The organism is Streptomyces lusitanus, from assembly GCF_042647945.1.
GTDB classification, from domain to species: Bacteria; Actinomycetota; Actinomycetes; order Streptomycetales; family Streptomycetaceae; genus Streptomyces; species Streptomyces pseudogriseolus.
Map to the genome: position 1 here is coordinate 80,563 of NZ_JBHRWL010000027.1, position 25,554 is coordinate 106,116.

The 25,554-nt window shown below is 69.8% G+C and carries 20 protein-coding genes and 1 pseudogene; 10 read left to right on the forward strand and 11 right to left on the reverse strand.

Going from position 1 to position 25,554, the window contains the following annotated elements; translation table 11 throughout:
- Window positions 1-369 precede the first annotated feature (369 nt).
- The 6 genes and pseudogenes from ACFOSY_RS29960 to ACFOSY_RS29985 all read right to left on the reverse strand — a co-directional run.
- Window positions 370-5,099, reverse strand: a pseudogene (locus ACFOSY_RS29960) (DUF6531 domain-containing protein); the annotation flags it as partial.
- Window positions 5,100-5,517: 418 nt separating this feature from the next.
- Window positions 5,518-7,224: a relaxase/mobilization nuclease domain-containing protein gene (locus ACFOSY_RS29965; RefSeq protein WP_394312882.1), complete on the reverse strand. Its 1,707-nt coding sequence runs from the start codon at window positions 7,222-7,224 to the stop codon at window positions 5,518-5,520.
- Entirely contained in the window at window positions 7,221-7,862 is a 642-nt protein-coding gene (gene mobC / locus ACFOSY_RS29970) for a plasmid mobilization relaxosome protein MobC (protein WP_337657260.1), read from the reverse strand. The genes ACFOSY_RS29965 and mobC overlap by 4 nt, the downstream gene beginning before the upstream one ends.
- Before the next feature lie 113 nt (window positions 7,863-7,975).
- Window positions 7,976-8,782, reverse strand: a complete 807-nt coding sequence (locus ACFOSY_RS29975) for a DUF2637 domain-containing protein (protein WP_394313044.1) — start codon at window positions 8,780-8,782, stop codon at window positions 7,976-7,978.
- Between the two features lie 207 nt (window positions 8,783-8,989).
- Complete coding sequence (locus tag ACFOSY_RS29980) at window positions 8,990-10,246, reverse strand: DUF3631 domain-containing protein (protein WP_394312885.1); 1,257 nt, start codon at window positions 10,244-10,246, stop codon at window positions 8,990-8,992.
- Between the two features lie 146 nt (window positions 10,247-10,392).
- On the reverse strand, window positions 10,393-10,629 hold the full coding sequence (locus ACFOSY_RS29985; RefSeq protein ID WP_073725478.1) for a helix-turn-helix transcriptional regulator: 237 nt from the start codon (window positions 10,627-10,629) through the stop codon (window positions 10,393-10,395).
- 449 nt (window positions 10,630-11,078) lie between these two features.
- On the opposite strand from ACFOSY_RS29985, the gene ACFOSY_RS29990 reads away from it, so the two are divergent.
- Both ACFOSY_RS29990 and ACFOSY_RS29995 read left to right on the forward strand, forming a co-directional pair.
- A complete protein-coding gene (locus ACFOSY_RS29990; protein ID WP_308408041.1) occupies window positions 11,079-11,333 on the forward strand; it encodes a helix-turn-helix domain-containing protein in 255 nt (84 codons plus the stop codon).
- Between the two features lies 1 nt (window position 11,334).
- Window positions 11,335-12,654, forward strand: coding sequence for a tyrosine-type recombinase/integrase (locus tag ACFOSY_RS29995; RefSeq protein ID WP_394313047.1), 1,320 nt, complete (start codon window positions 11,335-11,337; stop codon window positions 12,652-12,654).
- A 67-nt stretch (window positions 12,655-12,721) separates the two neighbouring features.
- On the opposite strand, the gene ACFOSY_RS30000 is transcribed toward ACFOSY_RS29995, so the two are convergent.
- Window positions 12,722-13,330 carry a hypothetical protein gene (locus ACFOSY_RS30000; RefSeq protein ID WP_189409268.1) on the reverse strand — a complete coding sequence of 203 codons (609 nt, stop codon included), beginning with the start codon at window positions 13,328-13,330 and terminating at the stop codon, window positions 12,722-12,724.
- A 329-nt stretch (window positions 13,331-13,659) separates the two neighbouring features.
- Between ACFOSY_RS30000 and hemL the strand changes: the two genes are divergently transcribed.
- The 7 genes from hemL (at window position 13,660) to ccsB (ending at window position 21,555) form a co-directional block, all read left to right on the forward strand.
- The gene (gene hemL / locus ACFOSY_RS30005) at window positions 13,660-14,976 is read left to right on the forward strand and encodes a glutamate-1-semialdehyde 2,1-aminomutase (RefSeq protein ID WP_394312889.1); all 1,317 of its coding nucleotides are present in this window, start codon (window positions 13,660-13,662) and stop codon (window positions 14,974-14,976) included.
- A 59-nt stretch (window positions 14,977-15,035) separates the two neighbouring features.
- Window positions 15,036-15,683 (forward strand): histidine phosphatase family protein, encoded by a 648-nt coding sequence (locus ACFOSY_RS30010; RefSeq protein WP_037817550.1) that lies wholly within the window; start codon window positions 15,036-15,038, stop codon window positions 15,681-15,683.
- 154 nt (window positions 15,684-15,837) lie between these two features.
- Window positions 15,838-17,115, forward strand: coding sequence for a hypothetical protein (locus ACFOSY_RS30015; RefSeq protein ID WP_394313050.1), 1,278 nt, complete (start codon window positions 15,838-15,840; stop codon window positions 17,113-17,115).
- A gap of 77 nt (window positions 17,116-17,192) precedes the next feature.
- The gene (locus ACFOSY_RS30020) at window positions 17,193-17,852 is read left to right on the forward strand and encodes a TlpA family protein disulfide reductase (RefSeq protein WP_394312891.1); all 660 of its coding nucleotides are present in this window, start codon (window positions 17,193-17,195) and stop codon (window positions 17,850-17,852) included.
- 1 nt (window position 17,853) lies between these two features.
- Entirely contained in the window at window positions 17,854-18,627 is a 774-nt protein-coding gene (locus ACFOSY_RS30025; RefSeq protein WP_225654274.1) for a cytochrome c biogenesis CcdA family protein, read from the forward strand.
- A 4-nt stretch (window positions 18,628-18,631) separates the two neighbouring features.
- Complete coding sequence (resB, locus tag ACFOSY_RS30030) at window positions 18,632-20,446, forward strand: cytochrome c biogenesis protein ResB (RefSeq protein WP_394312894.1); 1,815 nt, start codon at window positions 18,632-18,634, stop codon at window positions 20,444-20,446.
- Window positions 20,443-21,555, forward strand: coding sequence for a c-type cytochrome biogenesis protein CcsB (ccsB, locus tag ACFOSY_RS30035; RefSeq protein ID WP_394312898.1), 1,113 nt, complete (start codon window positions 20,443-20,445; stop codon window positions 21,553-21,555). Before resB ends, ccsB begins: the two co-directional genes overlap by 4 nt.
- Window positions 21,556-21,621: 66 nt before the next feature.
- Here ccsB and ACFOSY_RS30040 read toward each other — a convergent pair whose 3' ends face one another.
- From ACFOSY_RS30040 to ACFOSY_RS30050, 3 genes are read right to left on the reverse strand one after another with little or no spacing between them, the layout of a single operon-like run.
- On the reverse strand, window positions 21,622-22,080 hold the full coding sequence (locus ACFOSY_RS30040; protein WP_394312901.1) for a nucleoside deaminase: 459 nt from the start codon (window positions 22,078-22,080) through the stop codon (window positions 21,622-21,624).
- 6 nt (window positions 22,081-22,086) lie between these two features.
- Window positions 22,087-22,431 (reverse strand): hypothetical protein, encoded by a 345-nt coding sequence (locus tag ACFOSY_RS30045; RefSeq protein ID WP_394312903.1) that lies wholly within the window; start codon window positions 22,429-22,431, stop codon window positions 22,087-22,089.
- A complete protein-coding gene (locus ACFOSY_RS30050; RefSeq protein WP_394312905.1) occupies window positions 22,428-23,120 on the reverse strand; it encodes a DUF6232 family protein in 693 nt (230 codons plus the stop codon). Before ACFOSY_RS30050 ends, ACFOSY_RS30045 begins: the two co-directional genes overlap by 4 nt.
- A 239-nt stretch (window positions 23,121-23,359) precedes the next feature.
- On the opposite strand from ACFOSY_RS30050, the gene ACFOSY_RS30055 reads away from it, so the two are divergent.
- Complete coding sequence (locus ACFOSY_RS30055; protein WP_394312908.1) at window positions 23,360-25,180, forward strand: serine/threonine-protein kinase; 1,821 nt, start codon at window positions 23,360-23,362, stop codon at window positions 25,178-25,180.
- 25 nt (window positions 25,181-25,205) lie between these two features.
- Here ACFOSY_RS30055 and ACFOSY_RS30060 read toward each other — a convergent pair whose 3' ends face one another.
- On the reverse strand, window positions 25,206-25,529 hold the full coding sequence (locus ACFOSY_RS30060; protein WP_394312910.1) for a PLD nuclease N-terminal domain-containing protein: 324 nt from the start codon (window positions 25,527-25,529) through the stop codon (window positions 25,206-25,208).
- Window positions 25,530-25,554: the final 25 nt, after the last annotated feature.

The following is a 25,554-nucleotide window of genomic DNA, read 5'->3' on the forward strand; positions in this document are numbered from 1 at the left end:
CACAGTTGGTTCCCTTCGGGACGTCAGCCAGTAGTTTCCTGCAGTGGGTGACGTGACGTACACGGTACCGCGTTGATCGATGATGGTCTGTATCCACGCATCGTTCTTCGCGAGGGTCCAACTGCCAGTTGTGAGCTTTGCGTTATGGGACCATGCCCCCCCGATAAGAGTGTCGTCGAGGCGTCCGATGACCGGTGTGCCGTGGCTGGGATGCCACGCCTCGCCGGGGCCGAGTACGTCGGTCCGTACTCTTGGCGCGGCCCACCGATAGCCGTTGCTTCCAAAAGAAGGGTCACCAGAATGCGCCGCGCCCGGTCCATAGCGTGTCGGGCTGCCTGGTTCTGCGGGATACCGGTTGATATCTGGCTCGACTGCTGCGCGCCTCCACCCCGTGAGGCCGCCGATCCCCACGAGGGCGATCTGCTGCGTGAGCTCCTCAGCGGCCTCGGCGTAGAGATCTGCAAGGGCGTCGCACCCTTGCTGCCGCAGCAGGGATTCGGCGCGGTAGAGGCGGTAGGCGGGGCGGACGGGGAGGTACTTGTCGACGAAGGCGCCGGCTCCGCCGTTCTGGCCGGTGAATGCGTCGTACGCGTCTCCGAGGAAGACGAAGGGGGACTTCAAGCCCTCGACGAAGGCGTCGCCGAAGATGCCCGCTGCTTCGCCGAGGCTGTCGACGCGGTCGTTGTTGGGGTCGTCGGGGGTCAGTCCGCTGGGGTCGGTCAGGAGGGTGGGGATGTTGTCGGCGTAGGCGTAGGGGGAGATGTACGGCGTGGTCTGGGCGCGGGTGGCGGGGTCGGGCCGGGTGAAGCGGCCGGTGGTGGTGTCGTACTGGCGGGCGTGGAGGTCGAGGTTGCCGGTGGTGGTCTCGTAGCGGGCGCCGGTGTAGGAGGGAGGGCTTGCGGGGGCGCCGCCGGTGGTGGTGCCCAGGACTCGGGTGCCGAACGGGTCGTAGGCCCAGCGCTGGTAGAGGGTGCCGGTGCTGTCGGTGACGTCGACCGGTGAGCCCTGGGTGTCGTGGTGGTAGTAGAAGAGCGCCCCTGTGCCGGTCTTGGCGGAGGTGGGCTGGCCGAGGGGGTCGTAGCGGAAGGACTGCTTGATGTTCCAGGCGCTGTCGTATTCGGTGGCCAGTATCGGCAGCGGGGCGTTGGGGTCCCACTGGGTGCGGTGGGTGACCGCGCCGTCCTTGAGGGTGGCGACCTGGTTGCCGGCGGCATCGTGGTCGTAGGTGTAGGCGGTGCCGCCGACGGTGGCGGCGGAGATCTGCCCGGCCAGGTCGTAGGTGTAGGTGTCGGCGCCCTTCTTGGTCTGGTTGCCTTCGGTGTCGTAGGCGTAGGCGGTGGTCGTGGTGCCAGTGGTGGTGGAGGTGAGCTGGTCGGCCGCGTCGTAGGTGTAGCTGGTGGAGATGGTGCCGAGGGCGGAGGTGAGGCGGTTGCCGACCTTGTCGTAGGTGTAGGACGCGGTGCGGCTGGTGGCGCAGCCGGCGACCCAGGGCTGCGGGAAGCAGCCGGAGGTGAGGCGGCCGGCGGTGTCGTAGGTGAGGTCGTAGCCGGTCGTGCCGACATCGGCGCGGGTGATGTCGATGTGGGTGGGCAGGCCCGCCGGGGAGAGGGTGTGCGCGGTCTTGGTGACCGTGGTGCCGGCCTTGGCGGAGGTGACGGCGGTGAGACGGCCGGCCCGGTCGTAGGCGCGGTCCTCGGTCTCGGTGTTGGGCAGCGCGGACTTGGTGAGGTTGCCGGCCGGGTCCCAGGTGTAGGTGGTGGTCTTGCCGTCGGCCAGCATGGTGGCGGTGCGGCCGTCGTTGTCGTAGGTGTAGGTGATGGTGTTGCCGTCGGAGTACTTGCGGGTGAGTATCTGCCCGGCGGCGTCATAGGTGTAGGCGAAACCGCGGGTCTTGGTGAGGTTGCCGACCGCGTCGTAGACGAAGTCCTCGGAGATCTTGGAGTTGGCGCGGGCAGTCATGCGGCCGGCGTCGTCGTAGCCGAACGTCGCGTCGGGGGTGGAGTCGGAGTAGTCGATCTTGGTGAGCAGGCCGCGCGGGTCGTAGGTGTAGCCGGTGGATCCGCGGGGGGGCGTGGTCTTCTTGGTGAGGTTGCCGGCGGCGTCGTAGGCGTAGGTGGTCTCCCGCTTCAGCGGGTCGGTGACCGAGGTGAGGCGGCGGGCCGCGTCGTAGCCGTACGTGGTCACGTGGCCGTTCGCGTCGGTGCGCTCGGTGACGTTGCCGGCCGTGTCGTGGCCGTACGTGGTGACCGCGCCGTCCGGAGCGGTGACTTCGGTCAGCCGGTCCAGCTTGTCGTAGCCGTAGACGCTGGCGCGCTGGTCGGCATCCGTCTGCTTGACCACGTTGTTCACCGCGTCGTAGGCGGTGGTGGTCACGCCGCCGAGCGGGTCGGTGACCGTGGTGGGGTTGCCGGCCGGGTCGTAGCCGTAGGTGGTCGTGTACTGGGCGGGGTCGGCGCCGGTGGCGTTGCCGCGCGGGTCGACCGCGGTGGCCCGGCGGCCGTCGGCGTCGTAGGTCCAGCTCTCCTTGTGGCCGAGCGGAGAGGTGCGGCTGAGCAGGTTGCCGTCGGCGTCGAAGGCGTAGGAGGTGGTCTTCCCCAGCTGATTGGTGCTGCTGGTCAGCCGGTTGTTCTTGTCGTAGACGGAGGCGACCGTCTTGCCTGCGGCGTCGGTGACCTTGGTGACGTTGTCGTTGGCGTCGTAGGTATAGCCGGTGGTGTGGCCCAGCGGGTCGGTGACCACGAGGGGCCGGTTGATCGCGTCGTAGGTCGTGCTGGTCGACGCGCCGGTCGGGCCGGTGACCTTCGTGGTGTTGCCTGCCGCGTCGTAGGCGTAACTCGTGGTGTAGGCGGCCGGGTCGGCGCCGGAGACGTTGCCGCGCGCCGAGACGCTGCTCAGCAGGCGGCCCACCTTGTCATAGGTATAGGTGGTCTTGCCGCCCGTCGCATCGGTCTCGGAGGCCAGGCGTCCACTCGCGTCGTAAGTGCGGGTGACGGAGTTGCCTGAGGGGTCGGTGGTCCGGGTCAGGTGCCCGGCGTCGTCGTAGGCGAATGTGGTGGTGTCGCCCGCCGGGTTCCTGGCCGACGTCAGTTGCTCGGCCCCGTTGTACTCGTAGGTCGTGGTGCGGCCCAGCGGATCGGTGGCCGAGCTGAGCAGCCCGCGACCGTCGTAGGCGTACGACGTGGTGTGGTCGACCGGGTCGGCGCCCAAGACGTTGCCGCGCGGGTCCGTCTTCGTCAGGATCCGGCCGGCCGCGTCGTAGGTGAACGTCGTCTTCTCACCCAGCGGCGTGGTGACCGACGTCCGGTTGCCGACTGCGTCGTACCCGTAGGTGATGACCTTGCCGCGCGGCGTCGTCACGGACTCCAACGATCCGAGCGGGGTGTACGTGTAGGCGGTCCTGCCGCCCAACGGGTCCGTGGTGGACGTCAGCTGGTTCGACGTGTTGTAGGTGTACGTCGTCTTGTTCCTGCGGCCGTCGGTGTGACTGGTGACGTTGCCCGCACCGTCGTAGGTCCAGCTCTCCACGTAACCGAGCGCGGACGGGGCGCTGCGGGTGAGCATCCGCCCGGCGCTGTCGTACGTCATCTCCGTGGTGTTGCCGCGCTGGTCGGTGATGGCGACGGGTCGCAGATGGCGGTCGTAGTCGTAGGCGATGCTCTTGCCGTACGGGTCGATCGTCTCCATCAGCACGTTGCCGGCGTACACATCGGTCCACACGCCGCCGTCCGGCGCGGTGGTGTGCGACTCGCTCTTGCCGTCCCAGGTGAACGTCGTGGTCTTGCCGTTCTGGTCAATCTGGGACTTGATACGGCCCGCGGCGTCGTAGACGTTGGTGACCTTGCCGCCCGCCGGGTCCGTGTAGGAGGACAGTCGCTTGTTCGCGTCGTAGGCGTACGACGACGTCCGGCCGGCCGGGTCGGTCACCGACGTCAACAGGCCGCCGGTGTAGCCGTACAAGACCGACGTGCCGTCCGGCAGGCCCACCTTGGACAACAGTCCGTCGCCACTGGGCGTGAAGGTGGTGGTGCGCCCGGCGGCGTCCTTGACGGAGGCGAGCGTGCCCGACGCGTACGTCAGGGTCAGGCCCTTGCCTGCCTTGTCGACCACGGAAGTGAGCTGGCCGCTGCTGTTGAACGTCCGCTTGGTGTGGTCCTGCGTGGTGACCGTGTAGGTGCTCGTGCCCTTGACCAGCTTGGCCGCAGAACCCGCCGGGGCGGTGTATGTGCCGTCACTGTTCTGGGTGAAGACGAACGACGCCCCGTCGTCCGTCCGATAGGTCACCTTCCCTGTCGCGATTGCCAGCTTCGCGTCGAACGGCGTCGCCCAGCCGCGCCCCAGCAGGCCGACGGCACTCGAGTCGGAGCGGTAAGTGCGCTCCAGGACCAGAGGTACGCCGGGGCTCACCAAGGAGGCGTCGGTGAGCTGTTCGAAGAACATGCCGGTAGCCGTGTTGACCGGGTCGGCGCGGTGCGCCTGCGCGTAGCAGGTGCAGATTCCCGCCTGCGCACCAGGGATGATCGGGGTGTAGAACGCTTCTACCAGCGGCGAGGTGGTCCCGCCGGGGCTCGACGTTCCGTCGGCGCTGTTGAGGAAGACCCAGGCGTAGTACTTCTTGCCGTCCTCGAGAATGCCGCCCAGTTCACTGCCGCCCACCAGAAACACTGGTCCGCAGGGTAGGAACTGCTCGACCACCAGTCGTAGCACCAGGCGCCGGTGCTCGGAGTGGACCCACTGGGATCGTCCGTGGCCCTTTTTATCTCCTGCTGGACGACGAATTTCCCAGCCTCGTCCCGGACGTACAGCCACATCCCGGTGTACGCCGATCCGGTCTTGGGCAGTTTTACCTGCCCACCGATCGACAGCATGCCGGGGTAGGCAGTAGCCCAACTCGATACCCATGTCGGGTTATCAGCTGCCGCGACCAGGGGCTGGAGCGGCGCCTGCGGTTCGGCGGCAGGACCGCGTTCGGCACGTTTCTTGTCAGATCGGTCGTACGGGTTTCCCTTGGGCTTCTTCCCGTACGACTTCATGTAGTCGCGCATCGGGGACAGTTCATGCCGTTCCCTCTTCACCTGGGAGCGACGCTCGGCCAGGGTCATGGCCTTGGGCGGCTTCGGCAGATCAGCCGCCGTCCTAGGCCCCGGCTGATCTATGGCCGCCTCAGCGGCGGATGGTCGGTCCCGCGGCGACGCCCACGACGGTGCTACGCCTGCAGTGACCAGCAGAGCCAGAGATAGAGCGGTTATGACAAGTCTTCGCACTTGTGTGAGCACGATGTATCACCTGTGAGGCAGGAGTGAAAGGGCCGAATGATGCCTGATCAATAAGGAGTGCTGAGCAACCTGCTGCAGGAGACACGACTGGAACCCTACGGTGACTCACCGTGAGAGGGGTGCTTGATCGCTGGTCACCTGATCACGGGTGACGCCGCATCGAGGTAAGTTGGCGCGAACACGACCACACAAGTGGTGCCCGTGCCGCCCCGCCGCATGCTCCCGGCTGCTCATATGGGCGTACTCAGGGGCGACGGCCTCGCGGTGGCGGAGGCGAGACTGGGGTTGCTTCGTGGACCGAAGTACGCGGGAGCTGTGGTGTCCTACGGGACTCCGCTCCGCTACACGCGCGGCCTCTTCCGTTTGTTGCATGCAGTGCAGTGATCCGTTGCATACGCCAGGTCAAGGTCCGTGCGGGGGAGCTTGCGTCATGCAGGGCGCGCTGGTCGGCTGCCTGCTTGAGGAGTCGCTCAGGGCTATGGCCGAGTGCTTCCGCTTCGGCGAGTCCGGCGGTGAGGGCGTCGATAGCGGGATCTGACAGGACCTGTTCCGCGTGCTCGGGCAGGGCCCGGCGGATGTGGCGCATGTACCGGTTCACCGCCTGTTGGGACGGTCGATGCTGGACGAGAGCGGTCAGGGGCGCGCCTGCTGCCTCGTCGTAGGCGGCTTGGAGGTGGAGCAGGGTCTGCTGTGCGGCGGTGACCTGCTGGTCGTGGTGGCGGAGCTGGTGCCAGCGAATGGCCGCGACGGTGACGAGGATCGCGGCATCGAGGAGCATCGCCAGAGCCGTGCCGTCCCCGGGGGCGGGCTCGCGGAGCATCGCCCGTGCGGCGCTTCGCAGGGCGCTGGCGTGATGGTGTTCGGCCTGGACGCGGGATCGGGTGGCGCGTTCGAAAGCGGAGGCTGCCTCGCGGAGCTGGGCGCGGATGGGTGCGGGAGCGAGGAGGGGCAGGACGTCGAGGGCTTCACCGAAGGCGGCGAGGTGGGCCTGGGAGGCTCGGTCGTCGTATCCGCTGAGGTGATGGGGGATGCGTTCGGCGGCTGCGGTTGCCCGGTGCCAAGGGTTGGGCCTGCGTCTACCCGGCCCGTCGGCGGGCTGCGGGTCGGTGGCCTCCAGGCGTGCTCGGATCTTGGGGAAGGACAGGTCCGGCGCGAGTTCGGAGCCGGAGAACCAGATCGGTTGCCTGCCTGCTGTGGTGGTGTCTTCGCTGGCGAACTTGTAGCCGCGTACGTCGCCAGAAGGGAAGTACACGATTTCGACCAGCACGCCGTCGGTGTGGCTGAGCAGGCGGATGAACTCGTCGGTGCTGGTGGTGGCAGCCACGGCGGTGCGGACGATGGTGCGCAGGCGTTCGCGGGCCGGCTTGTCCCGGCCTTGGCGGTGTGCCTTTTCCTGTTCGGCGCGGGTGGGGCGCTTGGCGGCGGTGCGGTCTCCGCGGGCGACTTGGAAGAGACCGTACTCCTTCTCGATGGCGGCGAGTTCGCGGTCGGCGGTGAGGTAGTCGTTCCAGTGGCGTGCGGTGCTCAGGTCGCCGCGGACCTTGGTGGCGGCGATGTGGATGTGGTCGGGGGCGTGGCGGACGGCGACCCAGCGGCAGCCGTCCGGGTCGTCTTGTGGCGCGATGCCGGTGGCGGCCACGACGCGGCGGGCTATGTTGGCCCACTCCTCGTCGCTGAGGTGGCGGTCGGTTGTGGCGGCGCGGAGGGAGCAGTGCCAGACGTGCCGCTCGGGTGCGCGGCCGAGTCGGCGGGCTTGCTTGACGCGGAGGTCGAGGTCAGCCACGAGAAGCCGCTTTGTGGCGGTGAAGTCGTCCGTGCGGCCGGGGTCGGGGGCGAAGCCGTCCCAGGAGGCGACGAGGTGGGGGTCGCTGTGGTCTTTGGCCTTCTTGGTGTCGAACAGGTACCGGATCAGGCCAGCCGTGTCCTTTCCGCTGCTGATCTTGGCGATCATCGGGCGGCCTTGTTGGTGACGGCCTGGTTCGCAGCTGCGGCGATCTCGCTGATGGCTGCTCGGACCGTGCCGAGGGTGCGTTCGACCTGGGCGAGGGCGGCGGTGTCCCCAGAGTGTGGATGACCGCCGGAGTTGAGCTTTCGGGCGATCTGATTGGTGTTGTTGCCGATCTTGGCGACCTGCTCGCGCAGGGCGGTCAGCTCGTCGATGTAGTCGTCCAGCGGGGTGCGCTGGCCGGGCAGGGCGAGATCACCGTGGATGTGGGCCATAACGACGGCGCCGACGTAGTGGGCGCCGGCGATGTTGAGCGACCGGGCCTTGGCGAGGATGGCGCTCTTCTCTTCGATGCTGTAGCGCACGTCGACGCGTGCCTTGCGCTGAGTGTCTTTGCGCTTGCGGCGGCGGGCGATGCGGTGCAGGGCGGCGGCTTCGGCGGCACGAGGGAGGACGACGGGGGTGGCCTGGACGCGTTGTCCTTCCTCGGGTGCCCCCTGGCGCCCGTGGGTCTCCGCCACCCCCGGGGCGGAACTCCCGTTGGACCGTCCCTTGGACGGTCCAACGGCATACCTTGCTGGCTGGGTGACGCTCGTGGTCATCTCCCGCTGTCCGGAGGGCAGCTCACGTCGGGCTTCGCGCATCGGGGCAGTCCTTCCTAGGGGTCGGCGGACGGTAAGTGCCAGGGGCGGTCGGCTCCGCCCTCTGTCCACTCGCAGAGCAGCGCGATGACGGGCGGTACCGACCGGTCAGCGCGCTAGGAGGCGCGCTCGGGCGTACGGTCGAGTTCGGCCTGCAGGCGGCGTGTGATCTCGGTGAGGCGGTCTTTGCCGACGGGGTGGCCCTGGGCTCGGATCGCCGCTTCGACGTGGCGGCGGGAGATACGTCCTTGGCGGCCCAGGGGCGCGGCGCGGCCGAGAGCAAGGAGCGTTTCCGTGGAAGCGCTGAGCTGCCGACCCTTGATCTGGCTGTGGGGCTGACGCGCCTCCGCCACTTCGGCCGGAGGGTCCGCCACGTCCGCGATGTCCTCCGCCACAACTTCATGCCGTGCTTGTGCCGCGCCCTTCGAGACATCGGCCGTGTCGCTGTCCGGAGCGGGCCGCAGCAAGTCCTCGACGTGAATGTGGCGCTGAGCACTGACCGGTTCAGTCGAGTGCCGACCAGTGCTGTGGCGGCGTATGACGAGATCCAGGTGGACGGCTCCGGCGAGCGCGAGCGGGGCGATGGCCGACAGGGCGCCGACGGTGACGTCGTCCAGGTGGAGCCCGGCAGCGTCGCTCTCCTGGTTGAGACGAACGGCGTGCAGGGCGTTCGCCCAGATGCTCGTGACGGTGGCGATGCCGACGAGGGCCCAGACGTAGAGGCGAGAGCGCCAGGGGGCGGCTCGCAGGATGAGCAGGGCCGCGACGCCGATGGCGATGAACCCGTCGATCACGAGCGGGAAGGCGTACGTCAGCACTCCGCGGATGTGGATGGCCACTGCCATCTGCCGCAGGGCGTCGTACGAGAGGGCGAAGCCGATCGTGCCGACCAGAGCGACTCCCAGGCGAATCGCGGCGGTCATCATCGGTACTGGGGTCGCGGTGGTGCGTACGGGCAAGCGGGTGCTCCAAGCGGGGAGGGATGGTGGGCAAAGAGGTAGCGGACCCGTCGCACCCGTCGCACGGCTGGTCAGAGCAGGTACGGGTGATCGTCGTGGTACGAGACGACTCGTCGCAGCGACGACACCCGTCACGGGGTTGACCTGCGATGCGACGGGTGCGACGAGTCTTTACGGGTGCGGGTCCGGGCCGATCGGGGCGCTCTCGTCACCGTTCCCGGAGGCGGACTCCTCCGGGCAGTACCGCGCCCAGGCGTCGGTGAAGCGGAGGCGCGCGAAGCCCTTGGCCTGCCTGCCGCCCTCGAAGCGGAGGGTGGCGGCCTTGATGTCGAAGTCCTTCAAGAGGAGCCCAAGATGGCGTGGGCTGAGGCCGGTAGTGCCGTACTCGGCCCAGGGAGCCTCCTGGTCCTTGAGGAGTTCCTCCCGCAGGTCCCGGGTGCGCATGATGTCCGGGTCGCCGCAGCGGGCGAAGGCGCGCCGGATGTCCTGCAGCAGGCGGGTCTTGAGGTTGGACTCGTCGTCCTTGTCCACCTCGGCGGCGCACATGGCCGCGCATGCAGCGCGCGCGTCCTCGGGCCAGGTGCCGCCGGCCAGCTCCGCGACGATCACGAGCGGTTCCCAGGTGTCCGCCGCGCGGTCCTGCACCGGCATCCGCGGTACCAGGTCCTCGGCGGTGTCCAGGAGCGGACGGAGCCACGCCTCCAAGCGGTCTCGCAGAGCGTGCAAGGCTGGGATGTCGCGGCGGGAGCGGAACTGTTCGACCCGCTCGCCGTCCTTGCGGCGTTGCATGCGGATCACCACCGCCCGGTCCATGACCGTGTCCGGCAGGGCGCCGATGCCGGCAAGCGCGGCCATGGCGAAGGTGGGGAACTTCCGCGTCTTGTGCTCGGGGCCGGAGATCCGCAGGGCGGGCCGGTTGCGCTGGTGGCCGGCGTTGAGCAGGCCGCGCAGTTCCTCGTTCTTCTCGGCGGCCTTGATGCTGCCAAAGATGGTGTCGGCCTCGTCCACCAGCAGAGTGGGCGGGTCGTCACCGATGGCACGGAAGACGACAGCCGGGCTGGTGTTCACGGTGATCAGCGGGTCGTGCGCCGTCTCCGTGATCACGTCCAGCAGGCGGGACTTGCCGCACCGCTTCGCCGGCCCGACCACCGCCAGGCGCGGAGCGTGCTGCAGTGCGGGCTGGATGTGCGTGGCCGCCACCCACAGCGTGACGGCGGTCAGCGCCTCGCCACTTGGCAGGATCACGTACCGGGCGATCGCTGCGCGCAGCTCGTCCAGCAGGCCGGCGCCTTCGTTGGAGCTATCCGTCCGATCACGCTCGCTGGGTGAGGGATCGGACGCCGGGCCCTGGCAGGGGATGGCCACGGGTGGCCAAGACGGGGTGACGGCGGGTGCGGTGGGGGCTGGAGAGGTCGTAGATTCGTCCACAGGCGTTCCTCCCTGGTGAGTTCGGACGGGCAAGGTCCGGACTCACCGAGACAGATCGTTTTCTGGCAAGGGGCGATGTGGGAAGGGGCCGCGCGGCTCCCGGCGGCGGCTCGCCGGGAGCCGCTTCGCTTTCCCGTGTGGTGGTCTCAGACGGCGAGGTCGTACGCGGCCTGGGCATTGAGCCAGGCGTCCACCTCGGCCCAGCGGTAGCGCAGGTGGCGACCGACCTTGTGCACGTTCGGGCCGATGCCCCGGTACTTCCACTGGTAGAGCGTCTTGACCGGCACCCCGAGGTACTCGGCGACTTCCGCCGGGGTGGCGAGGGGGCCGCGTCGGTTGGCGTCGGCAGTGGTGTGGTCAGGGCGAGGGGAAAGGCTCGGCATAGGGCTCCCTTTTCGGTTTCGGACAACTGCGTGGACAACACAGCCACACCCTGGGCGGAGAAGTCCAGAGTTGGTTCTAGAAGGCTCCAGAAGTTCCCGTTGGTGAGCGCGGGAGGCAATACCGTAAGGGCGAATTGGCGGTTGACCAAAAAGTCGGCGCCAGGGTGATGTGCTGTTCGTAAGGCCAGGTGGTGGCCCATCGTCGAGAGGTGCGGTCAGCTACACTGCGCTCGCTTTCCGGTGGGCGGAATCGGCGGCGCTGCCTCCCCGGTGCCGCGTGTCGTGCATTAGCCGGCGCGATTGTTGATCCGGCCGGGTGCGACTTCTGTAGGGTTTAAGAACCAACTCTTGCCAAAGGCTTCGGCTGCAAGTTACAGCTACCTGTTATGGCAACTCGACCTCTCGAAATAGGCCCCGCCGGCTTGCATACCGCCCGCGCTATCGAGCGCATGCGGCTGGCGCTCGGCCTCACCCAGCATCAACTGGCTGCCCACTGCACCGCGATGGGTCGCCCGATGACCAACACCGCGCTCAGCCGCACCGAGCGCGCCCATCGACGTTGCGACATCGACGACCTCGTCGTGATCGCCGAAGCCCTCGGTGTTCGTGCGACGGCTCTGCTGCCTGCCGGGGTCTGCCCCGCCCACCCTCGCCACACCGAAGCAGACCTCTGCTGCCGTGCCCAGGGGGTCCTCCTTGGCTGACGTGTACGACCGCTGGCACAAGTCCCATCCCAAGCCGGAGACCCAGTGCAGCGAGCACAAGAGCCGCACCCGGCGGATGATCCCGACCTCTGACCACGGGATCGGTAAGCGCTGGCAGGTCCGGTACCGGGACCTGGACAACCACCAGCGCAAAGAGAACTTCCACACGAGGGCCGAAGCCGACAAGCGGGCGGCCGAGGTCGACGTCGAGATCCGGAGCGGCAGCTACGTCGTTCCCGCTGAGACGAAGCAGACGCTCGGCGCCTACGCCCAGAAGTGGCTCGACGCGAACTCGGTAGGCCCGACCACGGCCCTCCGCTACGAGGCCACCGTCCGCAACCACATCGTCGCCCACCTCGGCCGGCGCGAACTGCGGTCCTTGAACAAGCCTTCGGTCATTCAGGGCTGGATTCGCGCGCTGCAGGACGGCGGCTTCGAGGTGTCGACGATCGAGGGCATCTTCGACATCCTCTCCAGCATCCTGGGCATGGCCGTGGAGGACGGGCTGCTGCCGAAGAACCCGTGCAAGTCGAAGTCGGTCAAGCTGCCGACCGCGACCAAGAAGAAGATCGTCCCTTGGTCCCTGGAGCGTGTGCGTGCCGTCATCGCCGGGCTGCCCGAGCGCTTCCAGGCAGGCGGCAAGCTCGCCTTCGGGTGCGGCCTGCGCCAGGGGGAGGTCTTCGGATACGCCGTCGAGGACATCGACTTCAGGGGCGGCTGGATCCACGTCAACCGCCAGGTGCGGCTCGTCGGCACGAAGCCAGTTTTCGCTCTGCCCAAGGGCAACCGGATCCGGTCAGTGCCGCTGTCGGTGCAGCTGGCCACTGCCCTCAAGGGTCACATGAGGCGATTCCCGCCCACGGCGGTCACGCTGCCCTGGGCGAAGCCCGACGGCGAGCCCAAGACCTTCCGGCTGCTTTTCGTCGACGAGAAGGGCCGAGCGTACAACCGCAGCGTCTTCAACATGGGCGCTTGGAAGCGAGCCCTGGTCGCCGCCGGCGTGATCCCTCCCCGCGAGCGCGGGGCGAGATACCTCCAGGCGGCTCCTGAGGACGGCATGCACGCCCTCCGTCACGCGTATGCCTCCGTGCTCTTGGACGCGGGGGAGAGCATCAAGGCGCTCTCCGAGTACCTCGGCCACTCGGACCCGGGCTTCACGCTGCGGACGTACACGCACCTGCTGCCGTCCAGCGAGAGCCGGACCCGCAAGGCGATAGACGACGCCTTCACCGGCGCGGAGCCGTTGGAAACCGGAGAGCCCCAGGGCACATCACCACCCCCAGCAAAACCAATGTGCCCTCAATGTGCCCTGGCCGCCTGACGGTCCCTCCCCGGCACGCAAAAGGGCGAGGCCCGAAGACCCCGCCCGACCCTCACGAAATCCCAGCTCAGGGCCACACCAAGCAATACGGCTGATGCCCCGCCTCATGCAGCCGGTGGCTGAAGTCCTGCCACTCGTGCAGCAGTTGGTAGACATTGAACGCGTCGCGCGGGCCGCCCCGGTCCGGGACCGTCGACCAGATGAAGGCCGCCGCGCCGACCGCCTCCTCGCCTATGTCCCGCAGGGGATCCACCACCGTCATGGGCAGCTTCACGACCGCGTAGTCCGGGTGCAGGACGACCAGTTCGAGCGGCGGGACCTTGTGCAGGGGCACGCCCTCGATGCCCGTGAGGACCATCGCGGCCATGGTCTCGGGCTTGATCTTGGTGAACATGCCGCCCATGCCCAGCTCGTCCCCGCCGAGCTCCTCGGGGCGCATGGAGATCGGGACGCGGGCCGCGGTGGCGCCGTCCGGCGCACCGAAGTACTTGTACGTCACCCCCACCCGACCACCATTCCTGCTCCCCGCCCCGCTCAGCGGGCCGATCCGCTCCGGCTCGCCGTGTGCACGACGTATCTGATCCGATTCCTCCGCTTCGCGTCGGTGCCTTCCCCGCCGGGCACGTCGAGGACCCAGGTCATCGGTCCCCTCGCCCAGTCCGCCACCGCGATGCATATCTCCACCCGACTGCTTTTCTAGGACGCGTGGCCCCCGCCGCGCAACCCGATCATCGTGACAGTGACCTCCCCCACGGCCGCCCGCCGAAACGTGCGGTGAAACATCCGTCCGCGACATCTTCGCGGGCCGCGGCCGCCCCGGCCGTGCGGGATGTGTGCACCAGGTGTCAGTTTCGCAGATCACGGCCGCTCCGGGACCCGGATCACGGCCCCGATCGGGGCGGGGATGCCGTGGCGCGCCCCTGGCCTACCCTGAAACGAGTCACAGCAGCCGCAGCCCGGCGAGAAAACCCGGGACGTCGGAAAAGGTCGGAGAAGTCGCAGGTCATGAGCGAACTGCCATATTCGTACGAAGCCCCAGCCTCGCAGGCCCTGTTCGATCGTGCCGCGGCCGTCACTCCCGGTGGTGTGAACTCACCGGTGCGTGCCTTCCGCGCCGTCGGCGGCACGCCCCGGTTCATGGTCTCCGGCAGCGGGCCCTACCTGACCGACTCCGACGGGCGCGAGTACGTCGACCTGGTGTGCTCCTGGGGGCCGATGATCCTCGGGCACGCGCACCCCGAGGTGATCGCCGCCGTGCAGGAGGCCGTCGCGCGCGGCACCTCCTTCGGCACGCCCGGTGAGGGCGAGGTCGCGCTCGCCGAGGAGATGACCGCCCGGATCGAGCCGCTGGAGCAGGTGCGGCTGGTGTCCAGCGGCACCGAGGCCACCATGTCGGCGATCCGCCTCGCCCGCGGCTTCACGCAGCGCACCAAGGTGGTCAAGTTCGCCGGCTGCTACCACGGCCACGTCGACTCGCTGCTCGCCGCCGCCGGCTCCGGTGTGGCGACCTTCGCGCTGCCGGACACCCCCGGTGTGACCGGCGCGCAGGCCGGCGACACCATCGTGCTGCCGTACAACGACCTGGACGCCGTGCACGCCGCGTTCGCCGCGCACCCGGGCGAGATCGCCTGCGTGATCACCGAGGCGTCCCCGGGCAACATGGGCGTCGTCCCGCCGCTGCCCGGCTTCAACCAGGGCCTGAAGGACGCGTGCGCGGCGAACGGCGCGCTGTACATCTCCGACGAGGTGATGACCGGCTTCCGTACGAGCCGCGCCGGCTGGTACGGCGTCGACGGCGTGCGGCCCGACCTGATGACCTTCGGCAAGGTGATGGGCGGCGGCTTCCCGGCCGCGGCGTTCGGCGGGCGCGCCGACGTCATGGCGCACCTCGCCCCGGCCGGCCCGGTCTACCAGGCGGGCACCCTCTCCGGGAACCCGGTCGCCACCGCCGCCGGCCTCGCCCAGCTGCGGCTGCTCGACGACGCCGCGTACGAGACGGTGGACGCGGTCTCCGCGCAGATCCGGTCGCTCGTCACCGAGGCGCTGACCAAGGAGGGCGTCGCGCACACGCTGCAGAACGCCTCCAACATGTTCTCCGTCTTCTTCACGGAGAACCCGGTGCGCGACTACGAGGACGCCAAGAAGCAGGAGTCCTTCCGCTTCACCGCGTTCTTCCACTCGCTGCTGGCGAACGGCGTCTACCTGCCGCCGTCGTCCTTCGAGTCCTGGTTCGTGTCCACGGCCCACGACGAGCGGGCCGTCCAGCGCATCGCCGACGCCCTCCCGGCGGCGGCCCGAGCAGCGGCGGAGGCCACCGCGTGAGCGTCGACAACAAGCCCGGGCACGACAAGAGCCCCGAGGACGTCACCGTCGTCCATCTGATGCGGCACGGCGAGGTGGAGAACCCGGACGGCGTCCTCTACGGCCGCCTCCCCGGCTACCACCTCTCCGAGCTGGGCCGCCGTATGGCCGACCGGGTCGCCGAGCACCTGGCGTCCCGGGACGTCGTGCACGTCGGCGCCTCCCCGCTGGAGCGGGCGCAGGAGACGGCCGAGCCCATCGCCAAGGCGCACGGCCTGGACATCGCCACCGACCGTCGGCTCGTCGAGGCGGAGAACGTCTTCCAGGGCAAGACCTTCGGCATCGGCGACGGCGCGCTGCGCCGCCCGGCCAACTGGAAGCACGTCGTCAACCCGTTCAAGCCGTCCTGGGGCGAGCCGTACGTCGACCAGGTGGTGCGCATGATGGGCGCGCTGGAGGCGGCGAAGGACGCGGCGCGCGGGCACGAGGCGGTGCTGGTCAGCCACCAGCTGCCGATCTGGATCGTGCGGTCGTACGTGGAGAAGCGCCGGCTGTGGCACGACCCGCGCCGCCGCCAGTGCACCCTGGCCTCGCTGACCACGTTCACCTTCCGCGGCGACAGCATCGTCTCCGTGGGCTACAGCGAGCCCGCCCTCGACCTGGTGCCCGCGCATCTGCGGGCGGGCGCCAAGCCGGCGAAGGGCGGCGGCAAGGCCTACGGCGCGTGACGCCCGTGTGAGGGCGGTGCGCCGCCCTCATCGAAATTCCTTGCGAAACCTCCGCATCCGACGGGAACCTCCCGCTTCGTCATGTCCTCTAAATGGGTGACCACTCAGGGACATGACGAAGGGGGACGCCATGCGCGCTCTCTCCCGCAGGGGAATGCTCGGGCTCGGCGCGGGGGCCGCGGCCGCAGTCTCCTTGGCCGGCTGCGGCGGCCACACAGGCTCCGACGGATCGACCCCCTCCGGCGGTTCCCGCCCCGGGGCCGGCGACCGTCCCGGGTCGCCCAAGCCGAAGCCGAACGCGACGGTCCGGCCGATCGGCGACGGCTCCACCTCCTTCACCGGCCGGCAGCCCCACCAGCCCGAGCAACCCGTGCCGCTGGAGCCGGGTCAGGCGCCCCCGCAGTTCGTGGTGTTCTCCTGGGACGGCGCCGGCGAGGTCGGCAACGGGCTGTTCCCGCGCTTCCTGGACCTCGCCAAGGAGCACGGCGCGTCCATGACGTTCTTCCTCTCGGGCATCTATCTGCTCCCGGAGTCGAAGAAGCGGCTCTACGACCCGCCGGGCAACCCCCGCGGCGCCTCCGACATCGGCTACCTCACCGACGCGCACATCAAGGACACGCTGCGGAACCTGCGCCGCGCCTGGCTCGAGGGCCACGAGATCGGCACCCACTTCAACGGGCACTTCTGCGCCGGCTCGGGCAGCGTCGGCAACTGGACGTCGCGGCAGTGGCGCAGCGAGATCGAGCAGGCGAAGTCGTTCGTGAAGGAGTGGCGGACCAACTCCGGGTGGACGGACGTGGAGTCGCTGCCGTTCGACTACGACAAGGAGCTGACCGGCGGCCGTACGCCCTGTCTGCTGGGGCAGGACCAGCTGCTGCCCACCGCCCGTGAGCTGGGCTGGCGCTACGACGCGTCCTCGCCCGGAGGGCGTCAGGTCTGGCCCTCCAAGAAGCAGGGCATATGGGACCTTCCGCTCCAGCAGATACCGTTTCCCGGACACTCCTTCGAAGTCCTCTCGATGGACTACAACATGCTCGCCAACCAGTCGGTCAACTCCACCAACGCCCCGGCGCACAACTACCCGGGCTGGCGACGGCAGTCCGCGCAGGCGTTGATCTCCGGCTTCAAGCGGGCATACGAGACGAACCGGGCGCCCTTCTTCGTCGGCAACCACTTCGAGCAGTGGAACGGCGGCATCTACATGGACGCCGTGGAGCAGGCCCTCACGCACATCGCGCGCGAGAAGGAGAAGGGCGGGGACGTGAGGATCGTCTCCTTCCGGCAGTTCTGCGACTGGCTCGACGTGCAGAAGCCCGAGATGCTCGACCGGCTGCGCACCCTGGACGTCGGCCAGGAACCCACCGGCGGCTGGCAGGCGTTCACCCGCGACCTCGCCGGCGCCACGCCCACGGGGGCCTCCGACCCCGCCTGAGATGCGGTTCTCCGCCCGCGGAGGAGCCCACGGGGGGGTGCGCAAGATCCCCAGAACGGGCATGCGAAACTTTTCACATGAGTGCCGCCAGCCGCGCCCCCCAGCGCTCGAACCGAGCCGCGCAGAGCCCGTACCGCGCCGCCCGTGCCGTGCGCGCCCGCCGCCGTGCCGCCCTGGCCGCCGGCGCCGCCGCGGCCGCACTGCTCCTGACCGCGTGCGGTTCCGGGGGCACCTCCGGCGGTGGCGGCGACACCGGCTTCGTCACCGGCACCGACGGCATCTCCACGGTCCCCGCGGGCAAGCGCGTCGCCGCGCCCGACCTGTCCGGCGAGACCCTCGAGGGCGAGCGGCTCGACGTCGGCGACTTCAAGGGCAAGGTCGTCGTCCTCAACGTCTGGGGCTCCTGGTGCAACCCGTGCCGCGCGGAGGCCAAGTACTTCGCCAAGGTGTCCCAGGAGTACGCGGGCAAGGACGTTCAGTTCGTCGGCATCAACACCCGCGACGGCAGCACCACCGCCGCGCTCGCCTTCGAGAAGGACTTCGGCATCACCTACCCGAGCCTGTACGACCCCACGGGCAAGCTGATGCTCCGCTTCGAGAAGGGCACGCTCAACCCGCAGGCCATCCCCTCCACCCTGGTGCTGGACCGGGAGGGCCGGGTCGCCGCCCGCTCGCTGACCGCCCTCGACGAGGAACGGCTGCGGAAGATGCTTCAGCCGGTCGTCGCGGAGAAGTGACGTGACGGCCCTGCACACGCTCGCCGCGGAGACGGGCTACAACGGCACGGTGCTCAACGGCGCCCTGCTGGTGGCCCTGCCCATCGCCGTGCTCGGCGGCCTTGTCTCCTTCTTCTCGCCCTGCGTCCTGCCGCTCGTCCCCGGCTACCTCTCCTACGTCACCGGCGTCTCCGGCACCGACCTGGCCGAGGCCCGGCGCGGCCGCATGGTGGCCGGCGCCTCCCTGTTCGTCCTCGGCTTCACCGTCGTGTTCGTCTCGGGCGGCGCCTTCTTCGGCTACTTCGGGCAGACGCTCCAGGAGCAGTCGGGCGTGCTGTCCAAGGTGCTCGGCGTCTTCATGATCCTCATGGGCGTCTTCTTCATGGGCCTGATGCCCTGGCTCACCCAGCGGGAGTTCCGCTTCCACAAGCGGCCGGCGACCGGACTGATCGGCGCGCCCGTGCTCGGCGCCCTCTTCGGCATCGGCTGGACCCCCTGCATCGGGCCCACCCTCGCCTCCGTCCTCACCCTGTCCGCGCAGCAGGAGAGCGCCGGACGGGGCGCCGTGCTGACCGTCGCGTACTGTCTGGGACTGGGCGTGCCCTTCGTGCTCGCCGCCGTGGCCTTCCGCAAGGCGCTCGGCGCCTTCGGCTGGGTCAAGCGGCACTACGTCTGGGTGCTGCGCATCGGCGGCACGATGATGATCGCGACCGGCGTGCTCCTGCTGACCGGCGCGTGGGACACCCTCGTGGCGGAGATGCAGACCTGGTCCAACGGCTTCACGGTGGGGATCTGACCCGATGAGCGACACCACGACGGACGACACCACGAAGACCGGTGACGACCAGGACCTCGGCGCGGCCGGCTCCCAGCTGTCCACCGCCCCCGTGGAGGACGCCCCCACGGCGAACCTGCCCGCCCTCGGCGTGATCGGCTGGGCGCGCTGGTTCTGGCGGCAGCTCACCTCCATGCGCGTGGCGCTGCTGCTCCTGCTGCTGCTGTCGCTCGCCGCGATCCCCGGCTCGCTCATCCCGCAGACCGGCGTCGACGAGACGCGGGTCGCCGACTTCCGGGAACGGCACGACGTCCTCGCGCCCGTCTACGACAAGCTCGGGCTGTTCCACGTGTACAGCTCGGTGTGGTTCTCCGCGATCTACATCCTGCTGTTCGTCTCCCTCATCGGCTGCATCGTGCCCCGCACCTGGCAGTTCGTCGGCCAGCTGCGCGGCCGCCCGCCGGGCGCGCCCCGCCGGCTGACCCGGCTGCCCGCGCACACCTCCTGGCGCACCTCGGCCACCCCCGAGGAGGTGCGCGAGGCCGCCCTCGCGCTGCTGCGGAAGCGCCGGTTCCGCGCCCATGCCGTCGGTGACGCCGTCGCCGCCGAGAAGGGCTATCTGCGCGAGCTCGGCAACCTGGCGTTCCACCTCGCGCTGATCGTCATGCTGATCGCGTTCGCCTGGGGCCAGCTCTTCAAGTCCGAGGGCAACAAGATCGTCGTCGAGGGCGACGGCTTCTCCAACACGCTCACCCAGTACGACGACTTCAAGTCCGGCAACCTCTTCACCAACGACGACCTGGTGCCGTTCAGCTTCGACGTCAAGGAGTTCACCGGCACCTACGAGCGCTCCGGCCCCAACCGGGGCACCCCGCGCACCTACGAGACCGAGGTCACGTACACCGAGGGCGCGGACGGTGAGGAGAAGCGCACCGTCATCAAGGTGAACAAGCCGCTGGAGATCGGCGACGCCAAGGTCTATCTCGTCAGCCACGGCTACGCGCCCGTGGTGACCGTCCGCGACGGCAAGGGCGAGATCGTCTACCGGGACGCCGTGCCGCTGCTGCCGCTGGACAACAACGTCACCTCCAACGGCGTCGTCAAGGTCCTCGACGGCTACCGCAACCCGCAGGGCAAGAAGGAGCAGCTCGGCTTCCAGGCCTTCTTCGTGCCGACCTTCGGCGGGTCCGCGAGCGGCACGATGCTCTCCCAGTTCCCGGCGCTGGACTATCCGGTGCTCGCGCTCAACGCCTACCACGGCGACCTGAAGGCCGACTCCGGCATTCCGCAGAGCGTGTACCAGATGGACAAGTCGAAGATGAAGGAGTTCAAGGACGCCGACGGACAGCTGCTGAAGAAGCTGCTCACCCCCGGCGAGACCATGAAGCTCCCCGGCGGAGCCGGCTCGATCACCTTCGAGAAGGACGTCAAGGAGTGGGCCGGCTTCCAGGTCGTCCAGGAGCCGGGCGGCGGCTGGGCGCTCGGCGGCGCCCTCGCCGCGATCGGCGGCCTGGCCGCCTCCCTCTTCGTGCAGCGGCGCCGCGTGTGGGTGCGCGCGGTGCGCGGCGACGACGGCGTGACCGTCGTGGAGATGGCGGGCCTCGGCCGCAGCGAGTCCGCGAAGGTGCCAGAGGAGCTCGGCGACCTCGCCGGAATCCTCTACGAGCGCGCGCCCGGCGTGACGGACCCCGACCCGGACGGCACAGCCCCCGAAGACACGGGAACGTCCGGCGGACCCGGAACCAGCGACACCTCCGACACCTCCGACACCTCCGACACCTCCGACACCACCGACCCCGACTCTCACGCCGTGCCTGCCGAAGGGGCTGAGCAGCAGTGACTCTCGCCGCCGCGACCAACGAGAACCTCGCGGAGATCAGCAACGTGCTGATCTACTCCGCGATGGCGGTCTACACCCTCGCTTTCTTCGCGTACATCGCCGAGTGGCTCTTCGGCAGCCGCAGCAAGGTCGCCCGCACGGCGGCCGCGCTCACCCCGAAGACGGCCGCCGCGGGGACGGCGCCGGCCGTCACCGTGCGGCAGGGCGGCGGCACCGCCGTGCTGGAGCGGCCCAAGGTCACCGTCCGCGCCGCCTCCGGCTCGCGTGACGTGCCCGACGGGCCCGGGGCGCACGGCGGCGACGAGCAGGGCGACCTCTACGGGCGTATCGCCATCTCGCTCACCGTGCTCGCGTTCGCGCTGTCCTTCGGCGGGGTGCTGACCCGCGCGCTGTCCGTGGAGCGGGCGCCGTGGGGCAACATGTACGAGTTCAACATCACCTTCTCCACGACCGCGGTGGGCGTGTACCTCCTGCTGCTGGCGCTGAAGAAGAACGTGCGCTGGCTGGGCCTGTTCCTCACCACGTCGGTCCTCCTCGACCTCGGTCTCGCCGTCACTGTCTTGTACACCGCCAGCGACCAGCTGGTTCCCGCCCTGCACTCGTACTGGCTGTACATCCACGTCTCCACGGCGATCCTGTGCGGCGCGGTGTTCTACGTCGGCGCGTTCACGACGGTCATGTACCTCTTCAAGGACTCGTACGAGAACAAGCTGGCCGGCGGCGGCAAGCCCGGCAGCTTCGCGACGTCCTTCCTGGAGCGCCTGCCCTCGGCGGCCTCGCTGGACAAGTTCGCCTACCGCGTCAACGCCGCCGTGTTCCCGCTGTGGACGTTCACGATCATCGCGGGCGCCATCTGGGCCGGCGACGCGTGGGGCCGCTACTGGGGCTGGGACCCCAAGGAGACCTGGTCCTTCATCACCTGGGTCGCCTACGCCGGCTACCTGCACGCCCGCGCCACCGCCGGCTGGAAGGGCCGCAAGGCCGCCTACCTGGCCCTGCTCGCCTTCGGCTGCTGGCTGTTCAACTACTACGGCGTCAACATCTTCGTCAACGGCAAGCACTCCTACGCCGACGTCGGCCTCGGCGTGCTCCAGTCGGCCGGCTTCTGACCGGCCCCGCCACCCGCCGCACGGAGGCCGCCCCGGACGCCAGTCCCGGGGCGGCCTCCGCCGCGTTCACTCCCCGATGTCCTCGTTCCACAGCTCCGGGTCACGGGCGACGAACTCCCGCATCGTCGCGACGCACTCCGGGTCGTCGAGCACCACGACCTCCACCCCGTGCTCCGCCAGCCAGTCGTGCCCGCCGCGGAAGGTGACCGCCTCCCCGACCACCACCCGCGAGATCCCGAACTGCCGCACCAGCCCCGAGCAGTACCAGCAGGGCGACAGCGTGGTCACCATCGTCGTCCCCCGGTACGACCGCTGCCGTCCCGCCGCCCGGAAGGCCGCCGTCTCCGCGTGCGCCGACGGATCCCCGTCCTGCACCCGCCGATTCCGCCCCCGCCCCAGCAGCGTCCCGTCCGCCCCGTACAACGCCGCCCCGATCGGAACGCCCCCTTCGGCAAGACCGGCCCACGCCTCCTCCAGCGCGGTGGCCAGCCAGGTGCGGGCGGTCGCCTCGTCCAGCGGCCTCATCGGGGATCAGCCGCCGAGCAGCGCGAGGACGCTGTTCACGGCCTCGACGACGGGCTGGCCGACCGCTCCCACGGTGGCGGCGATGCCCGCCACCGCCAGCAGGGCCCGGTGGCGCTGCTGCGGCTCGACGGCGGGGGACGTGATGTCCGGCAGGGCCTCGTCGATGGACCGGGCCCGGGCCGGCGGCACCTGGGCGCGCAGCTCGGTGAGCAGCTCGACGAGCTGCTGGACGGCCGCCTCCAGGGCGGGAGACGTCTGCGCCGGGGCGGCCTGATGCTTCACGATGCCGGTGTGGCCGAGTCCGCCGTGGATCGAGACGCTGTCACCGAAGTAGTAGTTGTCGCCGCTCATGAGTGCCCCACTCCCACGTTGCCTGATCCGCCGTACATGTTGACGTTGTCGCCGAAGTAATAGTTCTTGGGATTGACCAGGAGCTGCTCCACCCTGACCTGGAACTCCGCCTCGGGATTCTCGATGGCCTGCACGATGGGCCCGACGAGCTGGTCGAGCCGGCGCGGGTCGGAACTGGTCACCATCGCGATGGACGGACCCGAGGTCTCCACCGCCAGCACGTACTGGGACGGCGCCCCCAGGACGGAGAACATCTCCACCGCGCTGAACACCAGGGCCCCGACGGCGCCCAGCCAGGTGAGGACGAGGATGCCGCCGGCCAGGGACTGGTTGCCGATCGTCGTCAGCGCCGCCACGATCGTCAGCCCGAACGCCAGCGCGAGGGTCAGCGCGGCCCGCTTGAGGAACAGCATCGTGGCGTCCTTGCGGCGGGGCGTGAGGGTGAACGTGTAGACGCGGGTGATGTTCTGCAGGGGGTACGCGGCCCCGCCGACCCACAGCAGCCGTCTGCCGACCCGCAGGTCGAGGGAGCGCATGCTCCGCGGCGGCGCCGCGGGCGGCGGCGGCACGTCGTAGTGCCCCGGGGGCTCGGTCCGCTGGGCCGGAGGCGGGAACGCCGGGTACGGCTGAGGGGCCGGACCGGGCGGTGGCGTGCCAGGTACGGGCGGCGGGGCGCTCTCCGTGCTCACCGGGGTCTCCGTCATCTGAAAAGGTGTCAGGGGGTGACCCATTAACCACGCTCGGTGTCGTCGGCGCAAGTCAGTTACGTGCACGCGCCACCTTGGACTGACGGTGTTTCACCATACGTATACACAGCGTCACTTGGGGCTGCCGGGCGTGACGATGTAGCGTCCCGTCAGTGGCCGACGGCGGGCCGCGAGTGGTCGGGGTGACAGGTGGAACGGGGACAGAGTTGAGCGGGGAAGACGTGACCGGCCTCACGGGGAGCGGGGCCGAGCCGTTGCAGGACGACGACCCGCGCAGGATCGGGCCGATCCCGCTGCTCGGGCGTCTCGGGGCCGGCGGCATGGGCCGGGTGTACCTCGGCGTCCACGAGGGCCGCTACGCGGCGGTCAAGCAGGTGCTGCCCTCGGTCGCCGGGGAGGACCGGGACTTCCTGCGCCGCTTCGGGCACGAGCTGGACAACCTCTCCCGGCTCCCCGACGAGGCCACCGCCCCGCTGCTCGCCGGTGACCGGGACGCCCGCCCGCCGTGGTTCGCCACCGCCTACGTGCCCGGCATCACCCTGCGCGAGGCCGTCGACCTGCACGGCCCCCTGCCGCCCGAGGCGCTGTGGCTGCTGCTGCGCGAGGCCGCCGCGGGGCTGGCGGCGGTGCACGCGCTGGACATGGTGCACCGCGACCTCAAGCCGTCCAACGTGATGCTGACCCTGGACGGCCTCACCCTCATCGACTTCGGCGTGGCCCGCGCCGCCGACCAGAGCCAGCTCACCAGGACCGGCATGGTCGTGGGCACGCCCGCCTACATGTCGCCCGAACAGGCCTCCGGCAAGCGGGCGCCGAGCGGCGTCGTCGACGTCTTCGCGCTGGGCTCCGTGATCGCCTACGCCGCCTCCGGCCGGCCGCCCTTCGGCGACGACTCGGGGCACGCCGTGCTGTACCGCATCGTGCACGAGGAGCCTGACCTGGGGCCGCTGCGGGGGCTGGACCCGGCGCTGGCCGACGTCGTCGCGTCCTGCCTCGACAAGGACCACGAGGGCCGCCCCACCGCCGCGGAACTGGTCGAGGCGGCCTCCGGACGCGGCCCGTCCGGCACGCCCCTCTGGCCCTCGGCCGTCAGCGAGCGGCTGGCCGAGCGCGCCGCCTTCGCCGCCCGCACCCCGGATCCGCGGGACCTCCCGCCGACCGTGGGCGCGACGGAAGCGGCCGGCAAGCCGGACGAGGAACCTGCCGGTGAGAAGAAGGCCGGTGAGAAGAAGGCCGGTGAGAAGAAGGAGCCGCCCGCGCGCAAGGAGCGCCGGCGGCGCATCCTGCCCGTCGTCGTACCGGTCGTGGTCGTCGTGACCGGCGGCACCCTCGCCTTCCAGCTCCTCCCGTACGTCACCGACTCGGGCAACGCCGCGGGAGGTCCCACCCCCTCCGCGTCCGTGACCGTCTCCGCCGACGTCTCGCCGTCCGCGACCGCCGGGCGGGCGAAACCGTCCCCGTCCGGCAGCCCGTCCGCCTCGAAGAAGCAGAAGGACGACGCGAAGGAGGGGGAGAAGGACTCCGGGGGCGCGGGCTCGAACGCGGGCGCCGGTGCGGGCGCGGGCGACGGTGGTGCGGGCACGCGGCCCGGTGCGGGCGGCGACACCGACGCCGGCGGGGGCGGCGACGAAGGCGGCGGATCCGGCGGCGGGGATTCCGCCTCGGGCGGTGGCGGCTCGGGAGGCGCCGCGCCCCTGCGGAACGGGTTCAGCGGACGGTGTCTCGTCGGGTCCGGCAACGCCGGCTACGGCAGCGTCTCCGGAGGTGACTGCGCGTCCCCGGCGGCCCGGTGGAGCCTGGAGAGCGCCTCGGGCGGCGCGTACCGGATCGTCCACACGGAGAGCGGCAACTGTCTGAGCGCCTACGGCTCGATGCACACGGGCGTCTGCGGCGCGGACAACGCCCAGGAGTGGCGTCTCGGTTCGGGCGGCACCGTGATCCTCGCCAAGTCCGGCCAGTGTCTGGAGCACTCCAGGCCCAGCGGCCTGATCATGACGCGGGTGTGCGAGGGCACGGCGTCCCAGAGCTGGTCGCGGACCTAGCTCGGCGATGCGGGCCCCGGCGGCCTCAGTCGTTCCTGGGGTCCTCGTCCGGGTCGCGGTCCTTCTCCCGCTTCGTGTCCTCGTCGAGGGACTTCAGGAAGTCGGGGTTGTCGTCCGGGGCGACCCACTGGCGGCCGCCGCCGGCCTGCCACGGGGAGCGGCCCGCGGGCTGCCGCTTCTTGCCGGCGATGAGCCACGAGATCGAACCGACCAGTGGGAAGAGCAGAACGAGGATCGCCCACAGCGGCTTCGGCATGTGGCGGATGTCGTCGTCGTTGGTGCTGATGCAGTCGATGAACGCGTAAACGCTGAGGGCCAGTGGCACGAGGAACATCAGCACCCGAAGCATGGGTCCTCTCCAGCGAAAGCGGTGG

Bases quoted from the DNA above. Each gene is read 5' to 3' on its own strand.
- ACFOSY_RS29965 (WP_394312882.1), bottom strand. From the start codon at position 7,224: ATGATCGCCAAGATCAGCAGCGGAAAGGACACGGCTGGCCTGATCCGG.
- mobC (WP_337657260.1), bottom strand. From the start codon at position 7,862: ATGCGCGAAGCCCGACGTGAGCTGCCCTCCGGACAGCGGGAGATGACC.
- ACFOSY_RS29975 (WP_394313044.1), bottom strand. From the start codon at position 8,782: ATGACCGCCGCGATTCGCCTGGGAGTCGCTCTGGTCGGCACGATCGGC.
- ACFOSY_RS29985 (WP_073725478.1), bottom strand. From the start codon at position 10,629: ATGCCGAGCCTTTCCCCTCGCCCTGACCACACCACTGCCGACGCCAAC.
- ACFOSY_RS29990 (WP_308408041.1), top strand. From the start codon at position 11,079: ATGCGGCTGGCGCTCGGCCTCACCCAGCATCAACTGGCTGCCCACTGC.
- ACFOSY_RS30000 (WP_189409268.1), bottom strand. From the start codon at position 13,330: ATGCATCGCGGTGGCGGACTGGGCGAGGGGACCGATGACCTGGGTCCT.
- hemL (WP_394312889.1), top strand. From the start codon at position 13,660: ATGAGCGAACTGCCATATTCGTACGAAGCCCCAGCCTCGCAGGCCCTG.
- ACFOSY_RS30010 (WP_037817550.1), top strand. From the start codon at position 15,036: ATGCGGCACGGCGAGGTGGAGAACCCGGACGGCGTCCTCTACGGCCGC.
- ACFOSY_RS30015 (WP_394313050.1), top strand. From the start codon at position 15,838: ATGCTCGGGCTCGGCGCGGGGGCCGCGGCCGCAGTCTCCTTGGCCGGC.
- ACFOSY_RS30020 (WP_394312891.1), top strand. From the start codon at position 17,193: ATGAGTGCCGCCAGCCGCGCCCCCCAGCGCTCGAACCGAGCCGCGCAG.
- resB (WP_394312894.1), top strand. From the start codon at position 18,632: ATGAGCGACACCACGACGGACGACACCACGAAGACCGGTGACGACCAG.
- ACFOSY_RS30040 (WP_394312901.1), bottom strand. From the start codon at position 22,080: ATGAGGCCGCTGGACGAGGCGACCGCCCGCACCTGGCTGGCCACCGCG.
- ACFOSY_RS30045 (WP_394312903.1), bottom strand. From the start codon at position 22,431: ATGAGCGGCGACAACTACTACTTCGGTGACAGCGTCTCGATCCACGGC.
- ACFOSY_RS30060 (WP_394312910.1), bottom strand. From the start codon at position 25,529: ATGCTTCGGGTGCTGATGTTCCTCGTGCCACTGGCCCTCAGCGTTTAC.